Here is a 17,371-nt window from a genome sequence, read left to right on the forward strand (position 1 = left end):
GTGATCGCCTGGCGGTCAAACCCTTGTCCGTGTAATCGATATGGTTCTCACGGCCATCCATGGCGACACAAACTGACCGTCCGGCGTCGATCGCGATGAGATCGGATCGACGCCGGGCGAGAAGTTGTCTTACTGAAGTTTGGCTTGCAACGCGTTGACGTCGTCGGTGGTCATTTCGCCGTCGGTCGTCACCTTGCCGTCGACGATCTTCCAGAGCCGGAAGGGGCCGGTGATGTCGCCATATTTGTCGAAGGCGACGGGACCGATGACGCCTTCGTAGCGGATCGGCTTGCCGTCCTTGATCAGGCCGAGCGCCTTGGCGAATTCGTCCTTGCCGGCAAAGATCGGCGTGCCGGCCGGGTCGACCGCCTTGTACATCGCGTCCTTGATCTTGGCCGGATCCTCGGAGCCGGCAATCGCGATAGCGAGGCCGACAATGGCGCCCGCATCATAGGAACGGTCGGCCGCCGGATTTGACGGCTCGATGCCGGAAAATTCCTTGTAGTTCTTCGTGAAATAGTCGGTGGAGGCCGTCGGGCTGGTGCCGGACGACGTACCATAGGCGTCCTTCAGATAGTCGGCGCCGACGGACTCGATGAAGTCAGGGCTGTTCATGCCGTCATTGAGCAGGAACTTCTGCACGCCACCCTGCGAAATCCAGGTGCGGGCAACCGTCGCGCCGTCGACCGGCGTGCTGACGAGATAGAGCCCGTCCGGCTCGCCGGCCATCGCCGCCGTCACTTCGGAAGCATAGCTCGACTGCTTTTCGTTGTAGGGCGTGTCGGAAACGATGGTGCCGCCGAGCGCTTTGTAGGCGCGCGAGAACTCGGCCACCATGTTGACGCCGAAGTCATTGTTGACATGGATGATCGACAGCTTCTTGAAGCCCTTGTCGACGGCGTATTTGGCGGCAGCGACGCCCTGCAGCGCATCCGAGGTGATGGTGCGGAAGAAGATGCCGTTGGTCTTGCCGTCGCGGCCGAGCGCCGTCAGCGTCGGCGAGGACGAAGCCGGCGACACCTGGACGATCTTGGCCGGTGCCGTGACCGAGGTCAGGATCGGGATCGACACCGACGAGATGATGCCGCCGATGATGACCGGCACTTTCTTGACCTGAACCAGCTGGGTGGCGGCGTCGACCGCGATGTTGCCCTGACTCTGGCTGTCGCGCGTGTCGGTCGCCAGGTCGCAGCCACGCACGCCGCCGGCGGCATTGATGTCGCGGAAGGCCATCTCGACCGATTTGGCGCCGGCCTGGCCGTATTCGCCGGCCGGGCCGGTTAGTTCCATGACGAGGCCGACGGTGATCTTGCAATCGGCCGCTTGCGCCGCACCGGCCATCGTTACGAGGGCGAGCGCGGTGGTGAGTTGAAGTATCGTCTTTCTCATTGTTGTTCCCCTTTGAGCTACACGAACTGGATTACATGTCTCTTTGTCTGCGCATCGAACTAACCCAAAAACCGCTTCGCACTTTTGTCCGATGCTCCTGTTCAGCGTTCCGGCACCTGCAGCCAGGTTTCATGCAGATGTCGCCATAGGACGCCGTTGGGCGCCGATGAACTGGTGGTGAAGACGGCGCTCGACTGGCGGCGGCTGTGCTTGCCACCGCGCAGTTGCGCCTCGACGTAGAAAACGACAATCGTCTCGGCATCCTGCCAGCCCGGACGGATGTCCTCGATCGAAATGGCGAACCCGTCGTCACACGTGGCGCGGCTGGTGCGGACATGGCCGACGACTGCGTCGCGATCGAGAATCTGGCCGTCCGGTGCGACCATGGCGAAGCCGTCGCCCATGACGCGCTCGAAGCGGCTGAAGTCCGCTTTATTGGCGCGCGCCGCAACGAACCAGTCGACGAAAAAGCGATGCAGGTCGACGATCTCTGCGCTGGCGCGTGAAAACAGGGAGGGCTCGCCGCTCATTGCTTCCCCGCATTGAGGTTGTAATGCATGATCGAACCGTGGCGGCCCTGGCGGTCGCGCTCCAGCGTGTAGACATCACCCTCGAGGCCGTTGCCTTGCGCGATGACGGCGGCAATCCGCGCCCGGTCCTCGGCATCGAGCGTGACGTCCATGATGCCGGCGTTGGCAAGCGCATGTGCCTGGTTGCGCGCACCGACGATGACGGCCGCCACGTGCGGCTGCTCCAGCACCCAGGCGCTGGCGATGGTGGCGATGTCGACGCCGTGGCGGTCGCCGACTGCCTTCAGCGCCTGAAGCAACTGCTGGAACAGGTCCCAGCCGCCAAAGTCATCGATGATCAGCTTGTATTTGACCAGCGAGCGGTTTTCGAGCGGGGTGGCCGGCTCGGCCACGCCTAGCCATTTGTCGCTAAGGAAGCCGCCGGCGACGGATCCGTAGCAAAGGAAGCTAACGCCGTTTTTCGCGGCGAGTGCGGCAAGGCTGTTGCCCGGCCGCTGGTCGAGCACGGAATATTGCAGTTGCTGGCTGACCAGCGGGATGCCGGCGGCGAGGATTTCGGCCAGCCGCGGCGTGTCGAAATTCGTGGTGCCGAGATTGCGCACCTTGCCCTCAAGCCGAAGCTCGTTGAGCCAGCCCATCGCCTCGACATAACGCGGCTGCGCATAGTCCCACCAGTGGAACTGCACGAGATCGAGCCGCTCGGTCTTCAGCCGCCGCAGCGACTGGTCGACGATACGCCTGATGTAGTCGCGGCTGATGCCGGCCAGCCGTTCGAGGTCGGGCACCAGCTTGGTGTGCACCTTCATCCTGGCGGCGGCGTCGAGGCCGCGCTCGCTGGCCAGCCGCAGACGCGCCGCGCCGATCAGCTCCTCGACGCCGGTGTAGATGTCGGCGCAATCATAGGTCCAGATGCCGGCATCGAAGGTGGCGATCAGATCGGTCACCGCCTGCTGGCGGTCGATGGCGCCGTGGCCACCGGCCAGTTGCCAGCCGCCGCGGATGACGCGCGAGATGGTGTAGCCGGAGCCAAGTTCGAAGGTCTGGGTACTCATTTGTCGTCTCCCCGCTTCGGCAGCGGCACGGCCGTGGTCTCGGCATGGCTGAACCGCCGCTTGGCCACCCTGACGATCCTCAGCCGACTGGCGCAATTGGGATCGGGACAGGCGATCTCGGCGTCCGAGGTCATCCAGTCGTTCGGGTGAGTCGGGCGCTGCTTGGCTGCCAGCAACGGCAACACGGCCGATATCGAATAGATCGAAAAGCTCTGGCCAGCCGGCATCGACAGCATCTCGCCCTTGAGCTCGAAATAGTCGCCGGCCTTGGCGCCGCAATAGATCGGCTTGCCCTCCGGGATGACCGCTTCGACGCGAAGATCGAAGAGCTCGAAACTTTCGTCGGCCATTCAGTCCTCCACCAGGCTGAAGGTGACGTCGCAGGCGCCGTTGCGGCGGATGATGCCGCAGGCGGCGGCGAACCGATCGCGGTCTTCGGCGCGCACTTGCGCCACCACGCTGCCGGCGAGCCAGCCGATCGGGAACAGCAGGCGCGCGCCCTGCCCGTAGTAGAGCCCGATGTCGAAGATCGCATTGGGATTGCCGCCCCACATGCGCGGCGGCACATAGGACAGCACGATGTCGCCCGGCTGCGGCGTCAGCGTCGCGTTCTCGGCCGGCAGAGGCCTGGCATAGGGCTGGCCCTCGAGATCGGCAGCGGGAACCGGGCATGAGATTTCGGGCCCCGTCCACATCGCATGGATCCCCGGGACGACGCGTGGCGTGCCGAGATATGCCTTGAGGAAAGCAGCGTTTTCCGGCGCTTTCTGCGGCAGCAACAGCGCCGTCACGGAAAGCTGCGAGCGTGGCTCGGTGATCCTGATGGCGGTCATGTCTGGTCTTTCGCGGCGGCGGATTGCAGCTTGCTGCGCAGGAAGGTGAAGGGCCGGCTGATGTCGGCGGCCAGCGACTCGCGCGCGGCTTGTGCATCCTGGGTGGCCAGTGCCGTGACGATGCGGCGGTGATACTGGGCGGTGTCGACCTCGCCGGCTTCCGAGAAGGCGTAGATGGCGACACGAATGCAGGGGCCCGATTGCAGCCACAGGCTTTCGATCATCGGGATCAGCACGGCCGAGCCGCAGGAGCGATAGATCTCGAAATGAAAGCTCTGGTTGAGCGTCACTTCGCGATCGACATCCTTCTTGTGTTTCAGAGCCCGCATCTCGTCCCATTCGCCGAGAATGGTCTCGATGGTGGCGATCTGGCGCGGCCCCATGCGGGCGGCGGCCAGCGCGATGGCCTCGCCCTCGATCAGGATGCGGGCAAGCAAGAGATCGTCGAGGCGTTCCAGCGTGATCGGCGGCACCCTCACCGAACGGTTGGGCAGCGCCTCCAGGGCCTTTTCGGTGATCAGCCGGCCGAGCGCCTCGCGCACCGGCATGGTCGAGGTGACCAGCGCGTCGGCCAGACCACGTATGGTCAGCACCTGGCTTGGCTCGAACAGGCCGCCGATCAGGGCACGGCGCAATTCCGAATAGACGCGATCCTGCACGGTCTCGCGGCCGACCGGCGCCAGCTGGGCCGCGATGGCCTCGTTGTTCTTTTCGATAGCAGCCTTTTGCATGGAATTCCGTTCTCGGCCGGTTTTCGGCTTGCAGACGAAATTAAAGCCGAATAGCGTGATCAAAGCAAGTGTGATCACAAATCAAAAATCAGCGGCGGCAGCGATCGTCTTCGGCCAGAGGGTTTGATGAGCGAGGCAGTGGAACAGCAGGGGCAAGAGACCCGTGCGCCGGTTCTGACGGCAAGGAACGTCGTCAGGCGGTTCGGCGGCCTCGTCGCCGTCAACGATGTCTCGTTTGACGTCAGGGCAGGAGAAATCCTTGGCTTGATCGGGCCGAACGGCGCCGGCAAGACGACGATGTTCGATCTGCTAGCCGGCGGCATCCTGCCGACCAGCGGCGATATCCTGCTTAACGGTGCGCGCGTTTCGGGCGAAGCCGCGCATCTGCGCATCGGTCGCGGCCTTGGCCGCACCTTCCAGATCCCGCGTCCGCTGCCCAACCTGACGCTGATCGAAAACATCATGCTGGCGGCGCAGGGTCAGGCCGGCGAAAAGCTGCTTGCAAACTTCGTCACGCCATGGCGGGTGGCGGCGCAGGAGAAAGCCGCCAGGACCAAGGCGCTCGAACTGCTGGATCTGGTCACCCTCACCCACCTCGCGCATGAACCGGCGCGCGTGTTGTCCGGCGGCCAGCGCAAGCTGCTCGAACTCGCCCGCGTGATGATGGCCGATCCGGCGATCATCCTGCTCGACGAACCGGCGGCCGGCGTCAACGCAACGCTGCTCGAAGTCATCATCGACCGCATCCGCGATATCAACGCGCGCGGCATCACCTTCCTGCTGATCGAGCACAACATCGACATGGTGACGCGGCTCTGCCATCGCGTCCTCGTCATGGCGAGCGGCCAGTTGCTGAGCGAAGGCACGGCGGAAGAGGTCGCCCGCGACCCGCGCGTCATCGAGGCTTATCTCGGGGGCGCGGCGTGAGCGAGACAGTCCTCGATGTCCGCAATCTCGAGGCTGGCTACGAGCCCGGCGTGCCGATCGTGCGCGGCGCCTCGATCACGGTCCGGAAAGGCGAGATCGTCGTCGTGCTCGGCCCCAATGGCGCCGGCAAGTCGAGCTTCATCAAAGCCATCGCCGGCCTTGTCCCGATCACCGGCGGCACGGTGTCTCTGGACGGCAAGGACATAACCGGCGCACCGGCGCACACCATGGTACGGCTTGGCCTGGCCTTCGTGCCGCAGACCGAGAACATCTTCCCGCTCATGTCGGTCGAGGACAATTTGAAGGTCGCCTGCGGCATTCTCGAGCGGCGCGAAATCCCTGCCCGCATCGACGAGATGTATGCTGCCTTCCCCGACCTCGTCCGCCAACGGCGAACCGCCGCCGGCAACCTCTCGGGCGGACAGCGGCAGATGCTCGCCGTCGCGCGGGCGCTGATCGTCCATCCCAAAGTGCTGGTGCTCGATGAGCCGTCGGCCGGCCTGTCGCCGAAATTCGTGTCGATGGTGTTCGAGATGCTGGCCGGCATCCGCAAATCCGGTGTCACCATCCTTTTGGTCGAACAGAACGCCAAGGCAGCACTGGCCATCGGCGACCGCGCCTATGTGCTGGTCGAAGGCAAAGACCGCCACGAAGGCATTGCTTCCGAACTGTGGAACGACCCGGTCGTCGCCGAACTCTATCTTGGCCAGCGCCCCCTCAAGGCAGAAAAAACGCCTCACGCCGGGAAAGGAGGCGCGGCATGAGCCTGCAATTCATCGTCGACGGGCTTTTGACCGGCTCGATGATCGGCCTCGGCGCCATCGGCGTGACGCTCACCTATTCGATCCTGCGCTTCTCGAACTTCGCCCATGGCGACTTCATGGCCTGGGGCACCTATGCGACGCTGGCCGTCGTCAGCGCCATCGGCGCGACATTCGGCAAGGTGGCACCGATCGGACCGCTGTCCTTCGGCTGGCCGCTGATCGTCGCACTGATCATCGGCATGGCCTTCACCGCTTTGCTGGCGCTGCTGCTCGACAAGGTTCTGTTTGCGCGGCTGCGCTCGCAGGGCCAGGCGATCATCGTGGTGATGGCGAGCTTCGGCGCCTCGATGGCGCTCAGAAGCCTGCTCGAATTCACCTTCACCTCGCGGCCGACCTATTTCAGCCGGGCGATCCAGATCGCCATGCCGGTCGGCTTCGGCATCCGCATCACTCCCGACCAGATTGCTCTCTTGCTGCTGACCGCCGTGCTGGTGCTCGGCGTGCATCTGTTGATGACGCGCACGCAGACCGGCCGCTCAATGCAGGCGCTCAGCCAGAATGCGGCACTGGCCCGCGTCGTCGGCATTGACGTCGCCAGCGTGGTGCGCGTGACCTGGATCATCGGTGGCGCGCTGGCCTGTGTCGCCGGCGTGATGATCGGCATTCTGGTGCAAATCCGCCCGTTCATGGGTTTCGACATGCTGCTGCCGATGTTCGCCGCCGCCATTCTCGGCGGCATCGGCAGCATCCCGGGTGCGGTGCTCGGCGGCCTGATCATTGGGCTCGCCGAAGCCGGTGCGGTGCAGCTGATCGGCGCCGAATGGCGTGCCGCCGTCTCCTTCATCATCCTGATGGCGGTGCTGTTCGTGCGACCAATCGGCCTGTTCGGTGTGAGGGAACGCTGATGGATCTGCTCGGCTACGGCGCCTTCTTCCTGACCACCGCGCTGATCTTTTCGCTGGTCACGCTGGGGCTCAACCTGCAATGGGGGCTGACCGGCCTGTTCAATGTCGGCCTCGCCGGCTTCGTCGCCATCGGTGCCTACACCTCGGCGCTGCTGACCACACCTGACGATGCCGCGCGACTGGGTGGCTTCGGCCTGCCGATCCTTGTCGGTTGGCTCGGCGCCATGGCCGTCGGCGGCATCGCCGCGGCACTTACCGGCATGGCCACGCTGCGGCTGAGATCCGACTATCTGGCGATCACCACATTCGGCGTCGCCGTCGTCGTGCAGTTGGTCGCGCTCAACGCGCAGGGATTGACCGGCGGCCCGTTTGGCATCGGCTTCATCCCGCGTCCCTTCGGCAGCCTTGCGGAGACACCGCTGCTGTTCAACCTGTCCAACCTTGCCGTCGTCTCGGCGGTGACGCTGGTCGCCTATCTCGCCCTGGAGCATCTGTCGCGCAGCCCGTGGGGACGCGTCTTGAAAGCGCTGCGCGAGGACGAACGGGCGGCGATCTCGCTGGGCAAGAGCGCGCGCTTCTATCGCGTCCAGGCCTTTGCCGTCGGCGGCGCCATCATGGCGCTGGCCGGCGCGCTGCAGGCGCATTTCACCGGCTTCATCGCGCCGGACAATTACCTGCCGATCCTGACCTTCCAGGTCTGGGTGATGCTGATCGTCGGCGGCTCGGGCAGCAATGTCGGCGCCGTCGTCGGCAGCATCCTGATCTGGGCGATATGGGCCGGATCGGGCACGTTGACCAGCGTGCTTTTCCCGCCGGAACAGCAGGCCCGCGCCGCCGCGCTGCAGATCGCCGCCATCGGCGTCATGCTCTGCGTCATCCTGCTGATCCGGCCGAATGGCCTGTTCGGCGACCGGGCGCGGCGGCCGTGGTTCGGCAAGCGGGCGAAGATGGTCGCGGGCAAGAGCAGTTCCGGGTCATGAATGCCGTGGTCCGGCAGGAAGCGCATGACGCTTCGCTCTGGCATGCCGTCGGCCGCGATCGTCGCGACCGGCCGGTGCTGCAAGGCGGGCTCGATGTCGATCTCGTCATCGTCGGCGGTGGCTTTTCCGGCCTCTCGACCGCGCTACACGCCGCCGGGAAAGGTCTGTCGGTCGCCGTTCTCGAAGCCGAAATCATCGCCTGGGGCGCGACCGGCAGGAATGCCGGCTTCGTCGTGCCGAACTTCGCCAAAATGGACCCGGACAACATCATCGGTCACCTCGGCCCCGAGCGTGGTGAACGCCTGATCGATTTTGCCGCCGGCAGCGCCGATCTGGTCTTCGGCCTGATCCTCCGGCACGGCATCGACTGCGACGCCGTGCAGAGCGGATGGATCCAGCCGGCGCATTCGCACGCCGCATTCGAGAAGGTCAAATCACGCGCCGGGCAATGGGCGCAGCGCGGCCGGCCTGCCGTTGCCTTGGACCGGCAGAGCGTCGAGGCACTGACCGGCGCGCGCGGCTATGTCGGCGGCTGGATGGATCGTTCTGGCGGCGTGCTCAATCCGGTGGACTACGCGCGTGGGCTGGCCGATGCGGCCGAGAAGGCCGGCGCGCGTATCTTCGAGCATACGCGCGTCACCGCGCTCGATCTTACGACGGATTGCTGGGTGTTGAAAACGCCAGAGGGCTCGGTACGCGCCGGCAAGGTGCTGATCGCCACCAACGCCTATGGTGGGGCGCTCAATCCGTTGCTGCAACGAACCTATTTTCCGCTCAAGGTTTTCCAGATCGCCACCGTGCCGCTGCCCCGCGAAATTCGGACGCGTCTCCTGCCCGACGGGCAAGGCGTCGGCGACACCAGGCGCAATCTCTTCACCTTCCGCTTCGACGCCGAGAACCGGCTGATCAGCGGCGGCATGCATATCCTGGGCGCCGGAGCCGATGCGCGCGTGCCGCAGACGATCTGGCGACGGCTCGCCAGGCATCTTGAATTGCCTGACCTGCCGCCGCTTACCTGTAGCTGGTCGGGAATGGCCGCGGTCGAGCCGGACTTCCTACCGCACCTCATGGACCTCGGGCCGGGGCTCATTGCCGGTCGCGCCTGCAACGGGCGGGGCATTGCCATGACGACGGCGATGGGCAAGGTGCTGGCCGACTGGGCGGCTGGAACCGATGCCCGTGATCTGCCGCTGCCGTTTGCGCTGCCGGCGCCGATCCCGTTCCATGGCTTGTTGCGGCACGCACCCAACATGCTGCTCGGCTGGAGCATGCTGCGCGACCGGTTGGACGAAACGAGATAGGCGGGACCGTCACCTGGCCGCGTCAAGGTTTGACGACAGAACAGCGGCTGCCATGGCGATGTCTTGTTCGATAAAGGTCCGGACGGCGGGACCGCTGCGCTGCTCCAGCGCGGCGACGATCTTGCGGTGCGCGTCGTTCGACTGCGGAACGTAGCGATCAGCCTGCATCAGCAGCTTGAGATACGGCCCGACCCTCCCCCAGAGGTCGCGGATCATATTCAGAAGGATCGGCGCGCCGGCATGCTGGTAAATGGCGAAGTGAAAGGCCTCGTTCAGCGTTAGATAGGCCCTGGCGTCGCCCGCCTCGATGGCGTGCTGCATGCCGGCGAGCGTAGCGTTGATATCGACCAGCCCGCTTTCGGTCATCCGCGATGCGGCCATCTCGCCCGCCAGACCCTCGACGGCGATGCGGATGCGCGTCAGTTCCTCGAAGGCGGGGGCGGACAGCAAGGGCACGATAACCGAGCGGTTGTTCTGCATCTCGAGCAGCCGTTCGGCGACCAGCCTTTGCAGCGCCTCGCGGATTGGCGTGGTCGATATGCCGAACGTCTCGGCGAGCTTGCGGATGACCAGTGTCTGGCCCGGGCTGAAGCCGCCGGAAATCAACTCCTGCTTGAGCGCGCCATAGGCACGGTCGTTCAGGGTTTGATGTTCAAGCTTCAGCATGCGCGGCCCGCTCCGGTCACCAGTTCGACAGTGCGCGGTCGAGCGTCTCGGCCAGTTGCTCGGCATTGTCCCTGGCAAAGGGCAGCGGCGGCCTGATCTTGAGCACATTGCCGCGCGGACCGCAGGAAGAGATCAGCACGCCGTCCTCGCGCATGGCCTCGACGATTGCCGATGTCCTGCTGGCGGCCAAGGCCTCGTCGCCCTCCGCCGTCAATTCGACACCGAAATAAAGGCCGTTTTGCCTGACGTCGGCGACCATGCCGTGCCGGCCCTTCAGTGAGCCCAGCAGATCAGCCGTATATGCGCCGACCATGCGTGCATTCTCGATCAGCCCCTCGCCCGCAATCACCTCGAGAACGGCAATGCCGACGGCGGCCGCGACCGGGTTGCCGCCGAAGGTGTTGAAGTAACCGGTGTTCGAGCCGAAGGAGGCAACAAGCTGCGGCCGTACCATCACCGCGCCCATCGGATGCCCGTCGCCAATCGGCTTGCCCATCGTAACGATATCTGGCTCGATGCCATAATTGGCGAAGCCCCACATGCCCTGGCCGAGCCGGCCGAAGCCGGACTGGACCTCATCGGCAATGACAATGCCGCCGGCTTTTTTGACGAGGCTTGCCGCCTCGCGCATCACCGTCGCATCGGGAAAGAAGATGCCGTCGCTGGAAAACGCAGAGTCGAGGAGTAGTGCCGCCGGACGGACATTGCGCGCGCGCATGTCCTCGATGGCGGCGGCGACGTTTTTCGCGAAATCGCGCGCGGCGCGGCCATGATCGCGGAACGTGTCCGGCGCTGCGACAGTACGGTGATGCGCGGGCACCGCTTTCACCCCGACCGCGGCCGGCGACAATTGTGCAGTCGCGATCGTCGCGCCATGGTAGGCGAAGTCGGTGATGATCACCCCGGTGCTGCCGCTGGAATGCTGGGCGATGCGGATGGCAAGGTCGTTGGCCTCGCTGCCGGTGCAGGTGAACATGGCATGGCCGAGATGGGGCGGACAGGTGCCGAGCAACTTCTCGGCGTAGTCGAGGATGATCTCGCTGAGATAGCGTGTGTGCGTGTTCAGTGTTGCGGCCTGCCCCGACAGGGCCTCGACGACACGCGGATGGCAGTGGCCGACCGAGGCGACATTGTTGTAGGCATCGAGGAATTTTCGGCCCTTGGCATCATAGAGCCAGACGCCGCTGCCGCGCACCAGATGGATCGGGTTGCGGTAGAAGGCGCGGTAGGTCGGGCCAAGCAGCCTGGCGCGTCGCTCGAGCAGGGCGCGCTCTTGTGCCGAAGCGCCGGCATCGGCAAGGGCATTTGCATGCGAAAACTGGGACACGGGCATCTACTCCGGATTGGAATGGTCGAGAAAATAGCGGCGGGCATCAGCGGACGACAGCCCGTCCAGCCGTTCGAGCGAGGCCCAGACCTCGGTGGCGAGGCGCAGGACATAGTCGCGCTTGGCCGGGAAGCGCTCGGCCTGCCAGCTGGCGATGTTGGCGATGAGCGCAAGCCGAGCCCGGATCAGATCGAAAAGGATCCCCAGCTCTTCCGCCTCGAGCGGCTGCACCGACCGGTAGCCGGCGACAAAGCGCGCGGCCGGCACCAGCGGATGGCCTTCGGCCGGCCAGCGATAGACGGCGCCGATGGCGAGATCGCAGATCAGCGGAGAATGGATCATGTCGCCGAAATCGAGAATGCCGCTCACGGCTTCCGGCCGCGATGCGTCCATCACCACATTGTAGGAGTTCATGTCATTGTGGACGATCTGGGCGCGCAGTTTCGGGATAACCGGCGCCGCATGCTCCTCGAAGGCATCGATCGCACGCTCGACCATGGCCCGCCGACCAGCGTCGGCGACATGCGTCAGCATCGGCCGCGTCTTGGCCACCTTGCGGATATCCCAGAGCAAGTCGCTGCCTGCGGCCGGATGGAAGAAGCCGCGCAGCGCGCGGCCAAGGCGGGCCAGGAAGATGCCGAGATTGCGATCTTGCGCCGGTGATGCAGGCGACCGCGACAGCAACTGGCCGGGCAGATAGGTGACCAGCCGGACGATGCGTGGCGCCGATCCACCGACGCTGACCGTGAATTGCGCTTCACCTTGCAGGCTTTTGCGCACCGAGGGAACCGGCAAGGTCGGATCGACCATAAGGATGTGATCGAGTGCCTTGTTCTGGAAGTCGGTGAAGCCCGCTTCTTCCGCCGGATGGGAGATTTTCAGGACGAACTCGCCATCACCGTCCGTCTGGATGTGGAAGTTGTGGTCGCGTTCGCCAGGCAACGGACGCGCGATGCCGGTGAGGCCGTAGTGCCGGCGGAGGATGGCAAGCGCGTCGGCCGTCGAGACGTCAGGCGCGTTCTCGGCCAGTGTCTCTCCGAAAGCATCGGGCGAAGCCGCGTTCATGGCCCGGCCTCCGGATCGATGGGCTCAAGGCCGCACCAGTCGGCGATGAACAGCGCGATGGTCTGGGTGACCTTGCGCACCGAGTCCAGATCGACGGCCTCGTCATAGCCGTGCGGCATGCGGCAGATCGGGCCGTAGACGATCGCCGGCGTGTCGGCATAGAGGCCAAAGAAGCGCGCATCGGTGGTCGCCGAGGTGACATGTTCCGTAAGCGGCTCGCCCCAGACAGCGGTATGGCTGCGGCGCAGCACGGCTTCCATCTCGTCGGCGCCCTCCAGCACATAGCCCTCGGCCATGAAGCCGTTGTAGCTCATCTTGGGCGGGCGGTTGGCCAGGAACGGATCGGCGCGGGCCGCATCGGCGATGCACGCCTCAAGCTCTGCTCTGGCATCCTCGAGCTTCTGGCCGGGATAGGTCGCGACCCGCATCTCGAAAACACAGCGCGCCGGAACGCTCGACGTCCATTCGCCGCCTTCGATCTTGCCGAGATTGAAGCGGATCGGGTGCGGATGGTCGCAAAAATGCGGATCATCGACCTTGCGGGCGTTCCAGACGATTTCGAGCTGCTTCAGCGCCTGGATGATCACGAATGCCTTTTCGATGGCATTGGCGCCGGCCGAAAAAGCGCCCGACGCGTGCTGCGGATCGCCGTCGACCTCGACCCTGAACCAGATCGGCCCGACCTGCGCCCGCATCAGCCTCGGCTCCAACGGCTCGGGGATGAAGGCGGCATCGGCGCGGTAGCCGCGCTGCAGGCAGGCGAGTGCACCATTGCCGGTGCACTCTTCCTCGACGACCGACTGCAGGAACACGTTCGCGGCCGGTTGATAGCCGAGGCTGCGCAATGCGGTCAGCGCGTAAACACAGGCGGACAGGCCAGCCTTCATATCACCGGCGCCGCGGCCATGCATCCAGCCGTCCTCGATCACCGGATCGTAGGGATCGCGCGCCCAGCGGTCGAGCGGTCCCGTCGGCACGACATCGATATGCCCGTTGAGGATCAGCGAACGGCCGGTCGCGTTTCTTGGCGTATGGGTGGCAACGACATTGAAGGCATCGTCATAGGACACCGCGACGGGTGAAAAACCCGGCAGATCGCGAATCGCGTCGACATCGACGCGCCACATGTCAACCGCATAGCCGTCGGCCTCATAGGCAGCCGCCATGAACGACTGCGCGGCATGCTCCTCGCCGCGTTGGGAGGGAAAGCGTACGAGATCGGCCAGGAACGCGACCTGTCGCGCGAAGCCGTCATCGACCGCGCTGAGAATGGCCTCGTCCGCAATCCGCTCAGGCATTGTATTTCACTTTCATTTGGATGGTGTATCATATCTCATATGCCATTCTCATGAAATGCAAGAGGCAGTGGCGCCAAAAATCCGATCCAGGCCAGCCGCTCTTGTCAGACCATTCGCGGGTGTTGGCATCAGCGGCGATAAGCCGATACTGCTATCGGCAGAGATGAAGAGGAATGCGTTGATCCCCGAAGACACGATGCCGGCCGAAATCACCGATCTCGCCATTGGCTACCGGCGCCTGCCGGCGGGCAAGCTCGCCAATGCGGTGACATGGATGGAGGCGCGCGCTCCGCAGCCCGACCTCGCGCAACCCCTGGCCATGACCCGGATCACGACGCCCGACTGCGCGTCCTATCGGGCGATCTTCCTCGAAATCGGCGCCCCCTGGCTGTGGGACCGCGTGTCTGAAATGTCCGACGCCGAGATAACGGAGCACTTCGCCGATCCGCGCCAGCATCTCCACTACGGCCATGATGAACGCGGCGTGCATCTCGGCATGGTCGAATTCTTCGTCGCCGACAGCAACGAGATCGAGATCACCTATTTCGGCCTGTTCCCGTCCCTGACCGGCCGCGGTTTCGGCAGGCGCCTTATGGCCGGCGCGCTCGAGCTGGCATGGCGCCTGAAACCAAGCCGTGTCTGGCTGCATACAAGCAGCTTCGATCATCACAGCGTCATAGGCTTCTACGGCGCCTGTGGATTTGTGCCGTTCGCGTCCGGTTTTGAGATCGTCGACGATCCCCGGATAAAGGGTACCTTGCCGCGCAATGCCGCGCCGCAAATTCCGCTGATCGAAGCGGAGTGGAGCACCTGCAGTCCGGAGAACCGACAGGTTGCGCGAGCCTAGATGAGAACAGCTCCGCAACCCACCCCGCACGCGTCGCCGCATCACCGCCGATGGGTCCGTCGCGAGACCATCCTGTCGACGCTGAAGCGCCACATCGACACGCGCATCGTGCTGTTCGCCGCGCCGGCCGGCTTCGGCAAGTCGACGACGATGGCGCAATGGGCTGCGGAAGCCCCGCGCCTCGGCCGGCTGACTGCGTGGCTGTCCTGCGAGGCATCAGACAATGATGAGGGTGCCTTCCTGTGGCATCTGGTGGGTGGGCTGCGCCACCTCGTACAGAGCCCGGCGGAGCTCGACCTAGCCTTCCAGTCGAGCCCGATCCCGCAGTTGGATGTGGTGCTTGCCGCGCTGGTGGCAGGGTTGGCGGCGCGCCAGGCCGACATCACCTTGTTCTTCGACGACTATCATGCCATCGAGGCGCCGGCGGTCAAGCGGTTCATGGAGCGCTTGACCCGACAGGCGCCGGCCAATGTCGCCTTCGTCATCGGCTCGCGCAGCCTGCCCGACCTGCAGCTCGGCAAGCTCAGAGTGCTGGGCGACGTCTGCGAAATCGGCCCCGACGATTTGCGCTTCGCCTCCTCCGAAGCCGAGGCCTTCTTCAACGAGAAGCTCGGTTTGAGCGTCAGTAGCGGCACTGTGGAGACCTTGTGTTCGCGAACCGAAGGATGGGCCGCCGGCCTGCAGCTCGCCTCGCTGTCGCTCAGTGCCGCGCATGCGCCCGAAACCGTCATCGGCAATTTCACCGGCGCCAACCGCAACGTCGCAGATTTCCTGATGGGGGAAGTGTTTCGCGAACTGCCGCCTTCTATCGCGAAGTTCCTGCTCTACAGCTCGATCTTCGAACGCTTCAGCGCCGAGGCCTGCCGGGCGGTGATGCGGGCGGCGGATGCCGAGGCGGCGATCACCGAGATCGAGACGCGCAACCTGTTCCTGGTGCCGCTCGACGAAGAGCGGCGCTGGTTCCGCTATCATCATCTGTTCCGCGACTTCCTCGGCCGCGAAATGGAACGACGCGAACCGGAGATGATCGCGCCGCTGCACCTGGCGGCCGCCGAATGGTTCGGCGAACGCAAGATGCTGACCGAGGCGATCGGCCACGCGCTCGCCGCCGGCGACCAGGCCCGTGCGGCGGTGTTCGTCGAGAACAACGCACTCGACCTCATCGCCCAGTGCCAGCTTCTCTATGTGCGCCAGTTGCTGGCGCTGTTGCCCAAAAAGCTGATCGACCAGCGCATCCGGCTGCAGCTTGTCGTGCTGTGGCTGGCAGTGCACAGCAGCCAACCCGAGCTTGCCCAACAGACGCTGAACAATGCGCGCAAGCTGGTCGAAACCGGGCCGGCCGACGGCAAGGATCCCGGCACGTTGACCGGCACCACGATCGATGCGGAACTGGTGGTGCTCGCCGCCGCCGTCCACAGCACGCTGGAGCAGTTCGAGCAGGCGCGCGACACCGCATTGGCGGCCCTGCGCGTCATTGCGCCCGACGCCTGGTTCATGGAAGGCGCGACGGCCAATGTCATCGGCTACAATCTCTATGCGCTGGGCGACCTCGACGGTGCGCGCGCGGCGGTGGAGGCGGCGCGCAAGGCGCATGAGCGAAGCGGCAGCCTGCTCGGCGTCACCATCGCCAATTGCTACATGGCCGTCATCGAACGCTCGGCCGGCCGCCTGCCCGCAGCCGAACGGCTGCTGCGCGATGCAATCGCCGAAGCCAGGGCGCGGATCGGTCCGAATTCCTATGCCGAAGCGCTGGCGGGCACGCTGCTTGCCGAACTTGCCTATGAGACCAATGCGTCGAGCGAAGCGCTGACCTTGGTCGAGAATCTCGGGCCGCTGATCGAGGGAGCGGCGGTCATCGTCTATCCGCTCGCCAGCGTTCCGACCTATGCCCGCGTGCTGCAGCTGACCGGCCGCGCGGAGGCCGCCCTCGATATGCTGGAGCGAGTCTATCAGCGCGTGCGTGGCTCCGTGTATCGTCGTCTCGCTTCGGTGCTCGTGCATGATCGCGTCAGGCTGCTGCTCGACCAGAACCGCGGCGCCGAGGCGCGCGCCCTGCTGAACGAGCATCGCCGTGGACAGGCCGAAACCACTCCCACCGTCGCCAACGAATTCGAGTTCTTCGCCGAGGGCCGCCTGCTGACCGCGGAGAAATCCTATGTCGATGCGGCGGGGGTCTTCGACGCGCTGTTGGAGCGCACGAAAAGCGGCGGGCGCATGCGCCGCCATATCCTGGCGCTGATCCAGCGCGCCAAATGCGCCGGCCAAGACCAACGCGAGGCCGATCGCTATCTGCTCGAAGCGCTGCGCCTTGCCCACCCCTCTGGCTTCATCCGCTCCTTCATCGATGAGGGAAGGCCCGTTGTCGAAGGGTTGATGCGGCTGCGTGCGGCCCAGGCAAAGACCGATCCGGCACTCTCAGCCTATGCCACGCGCATCATCGATGCCGCGCAGACGATGCCTGTGGCGACGCGCAGGCCGGCCCCGCCAGCCGTAGAGAGGGAACACCTCACCCAGCGCGAGGCCGAGCTGCTGCGCTGCCTGACGGAAGGCATGTCCAACCGCGATATCGCGCTTGCGCTATCGGTCAGCGAAACCACGGTGAAGTGGCATCTGAAGAACATTTTCGGCAAGCTGGCGGTGAGCAACCGGGTCCAGGCCGTGCGCGCCGCGCAAGGGTCGGCAAACCTTCAAACCCCTCCGAAAGGAGGGGCATAGATAACGGGCACAACCCCTCTTTCGGGTCGGGTTATGCCACC

At 64.9% G+C, this 17,371-nt stretch carries 17 protein-coding genes; 7 read left to right on the forward strand and 10 right to left on the reverse strand.

The features are described from left to right. Positions 1–129: 129 nt before the first annotated feature. The 6 genes from AC07FD_RS04585 to AC07FD_RS04610 all read right to left on the reverse strand — a co-directional run bounded on the left by AC07FD_RS04585 (position 130) and on the right by AC07FD_RS04610 (position 4,535). Positions 130–1,389, reverse strand: coding sequence for an ABC transporter substrate-binding protein (locus tag AC07FD_RS04585; protein WP_457150385.1), 1,260 nt, complete (start codon positions 1,387–1,389; stop codon positions 130–132). A 101-nt stretch (positions 1,390–1,490) separates the two neighbouring features. Further along, positions 1,491–1,919: a DUF4440 domain-containing protein gene (locus AC07FD_RS04590; protein WP_095080910.1), complete on the reverse strand. Its 429-nt coding sequence runs from the start codon at positions 1,917–1,919 to the stop codon at positions 1,491–1,493. Further along, positions 1,916–2,971, reverse strand: coding sequence for an aldo/keto reductase (locus AC07FD_RS04595; protein ID WP_478348837.1), 1,056 nt, complete (start codon positions 2,969–2,971; stop codon positions 1,916–1,918). Before AC07FD_RS04595 ends, AC07FD_RS04590 begins: the two co-directional genes overlap by 4 nt. Further along, entirely contained in the window at positions 2,968–3,321 is a 354-nt protein-coding gene (locus AC07FD_RS04600; protein ID WP_478348838.1) for a TIGR04076 family protein, read from the reverse strand. The genes AC07FD_RS04595 and AC07FD_RS04600 overlap by 4 nt, the downstream gene beginning before the upstream one ends. Next, a complete protein-coding gene (locus tag AC07FD_RS04605; RefSeq protein ID WP_478348839.1) occupies positions 3,322–3,804 on the reverse strand; it encodes a DUF3830 family protein in 483 nt (160 codons plus the stop codon). Further along, complete coding sequence (locus AC07FD_RS04610; RefSeq protein ID WP_478348840.1) at positions 3,801–4,535, reverse strand: GntR family transcriptional regulator; 735 nt, start codon at positions 4,533–4,535, stop codon at positions 3,801–3,803. Before AC07FD_RS04610 ends, AC07FD_RS04605 begins: the two co-directional genes overlap by 4 nt. Before the next feature lie 126 nt (positions 4,536–4,661). Here AC07FD_RS04610 and AC07FD_RS04615 point away from each other — a divergent pair, with 126 nt between their 5' ends. The 5 genes from AC07FD_RS04615 to AC07FD_RS04635 are packed head-to-tail and all read left to right on the forward strand — an operon-like array spanning position 4,662 to position 9,412. Then, positions 4,662–5,462, forward strand: coding sequence for an ABC transporter ATP-binding protein (locus tag AC07FD_RS04615; RefSeq protein WP_478348841.1), 801 nt, complete (start codon positions 4,662–4,664; stop codon positions 5,460–5,462). Beyond that, complete coding sequence (locus AC07FD_RS04620; RefSeq protein WP_478348842.1) at positions 5,459–6,226, forward strand: branched-chain amino acid ABC transporter ATP-binding protein; 768 nt, start codon at positions 5,459–5,461, stop codon at positions 6,224–6,226. The genes AC07FD_RS04615 and AC07FD_RS04620 overlap by 4 nt, the downstream gene beginning before the upstream one ends. Further along, positions 6,223–7,131 (forward strand): branched-chain amino acid ABC transporter permease, encoded by a 909-nt coding sequence (locus AC07FD_RS04625; RefSeq protein ID WP_478348843.1) that lies wholly within the window; start codon positions 6,223–6,225, stop codon positions 7,129–7,131. Before AC07FD_RS04620 ends, AC07FD_RS04625 begins: the two co-directional genes overlap by 4 nt. Then, positions 7,128–8,111, forward strand: a complete 984-nt coding sequence (locus tag AC07FD_RS04630; protein ID WP_478348933.1) for a branched-chain amino acid ABC transporter permease — start codon at positions 7,128–7,130, stop codon at positions 8,109–8,111. Before AC07FD_RS04625 ends, AC07FD_RS04630 begins: the two co-directional genes overlap by 4 nt. Beyond that, positions 8,108–9,412 carry an NAD(P)/FAD-dependent oxidoreductase gene (locus AC07FD_RS04635; protein ID WP_478348844.1) on the forward strand — a complete coding sequence of 435 codons (1,305 nt, stop codon included), beginning with the start codon at positions 8,108–8,110 and terminating at the stop codon, positions 9,410–9,412. Before AC07FD_RS04630 ends, AC07FD_RS04635 begins: the two co-directional genes overlap by 4 nt. 9 nt (positions 9,413–9,421) lie before the next feature. Here the strand turns inward: AC07FD_RS04635 and AC07FD_RS04640 are convergent, their stop codons facing one another. From AC07FD_RS04640 to AC07FD_RS04655, 4 genes are read right to left on the reverse strand one after another with little or no spacing between them, the layout of a single operon-like run. Then, positions 9,422–10,078, reverse strand: coding sequence for a GntR family transcriptional regulator (locus AC07FD_RS04640; RefSeq protein WP_478348845.1), 657 nt, complete (start codon positions 10,076–10,078; stop codon positions 9,422–9,424). 16 nt (positions 10,079–10,094) lie between these two features. Then, on the reverse strand, positions 10,095–11,411 hold the full coding sequence (locus AC07FD_RS04645) for an aspartate aminotransferase family protein (protein ID WP_478348846.1): 1,317 nt from the start codon (positions 11,409–11,411) through the stop codon (positions 10,095–10,097). Then, positions 11,412–12,470: a phosphotransferase gene (locus AC07FD_RS04650; RefSeq protein ID WP_478348847.1), complete on the reverse strand. Its 1,059-nt coding sequence runs from the start codon at positions 12,468–12,470 to the stop codon at positions 11,412–11,414. Then, the gene (locus tag AC07FD_RS04655) at positions 12,467–13,768 is read right to left on the reverse strand and encodes an ArgE/DapE family deacylase (protein ID WP_478348848.1); all 1,302 of its coding nucleotides are present in this window, start codon (positions 13,766–13,768) and stop codon (positions 12,467–12,469) included. The genes AC07FD_RS04650 and AC07FD_RS04655 overlap by 4 nt, the downstream gene beginning before the upstream one ends. A 178-nt stretch (positions 13,769–13,946) precedes the next feature. Here AC07FD_RS04655 and AC07FD_RS04660 point away from each other — a divergent pair, with 178 nt between their 5' ends. Beyond that, positions 13,947–14,615 (forward strand): GNAT family N-acetyltransferase, encoded by a 669-nt coding sequence (locus AC07FD_RS04660; RefSeq protein WP_478348849.1) that lies wholly within the window; start codon positions 13,947–13,949, stop codon positions 14,613–14,615. Continuing rightward, positions 14,616–17,330, forward strand: coding sequence for a winged helix-turn-helix domain-containing protein (locus AC07FD_RS04665; protein WP_478348850.1), 2,715 nt, complete (start codon positions 14,616–14,618; stop codon positions 17,328–17,330). Positions 17,331–17,371: the final 41 nt, after the last annotated feature.

Source organism: Mesorhizobium waitakense, assembly GCF_056431085.1.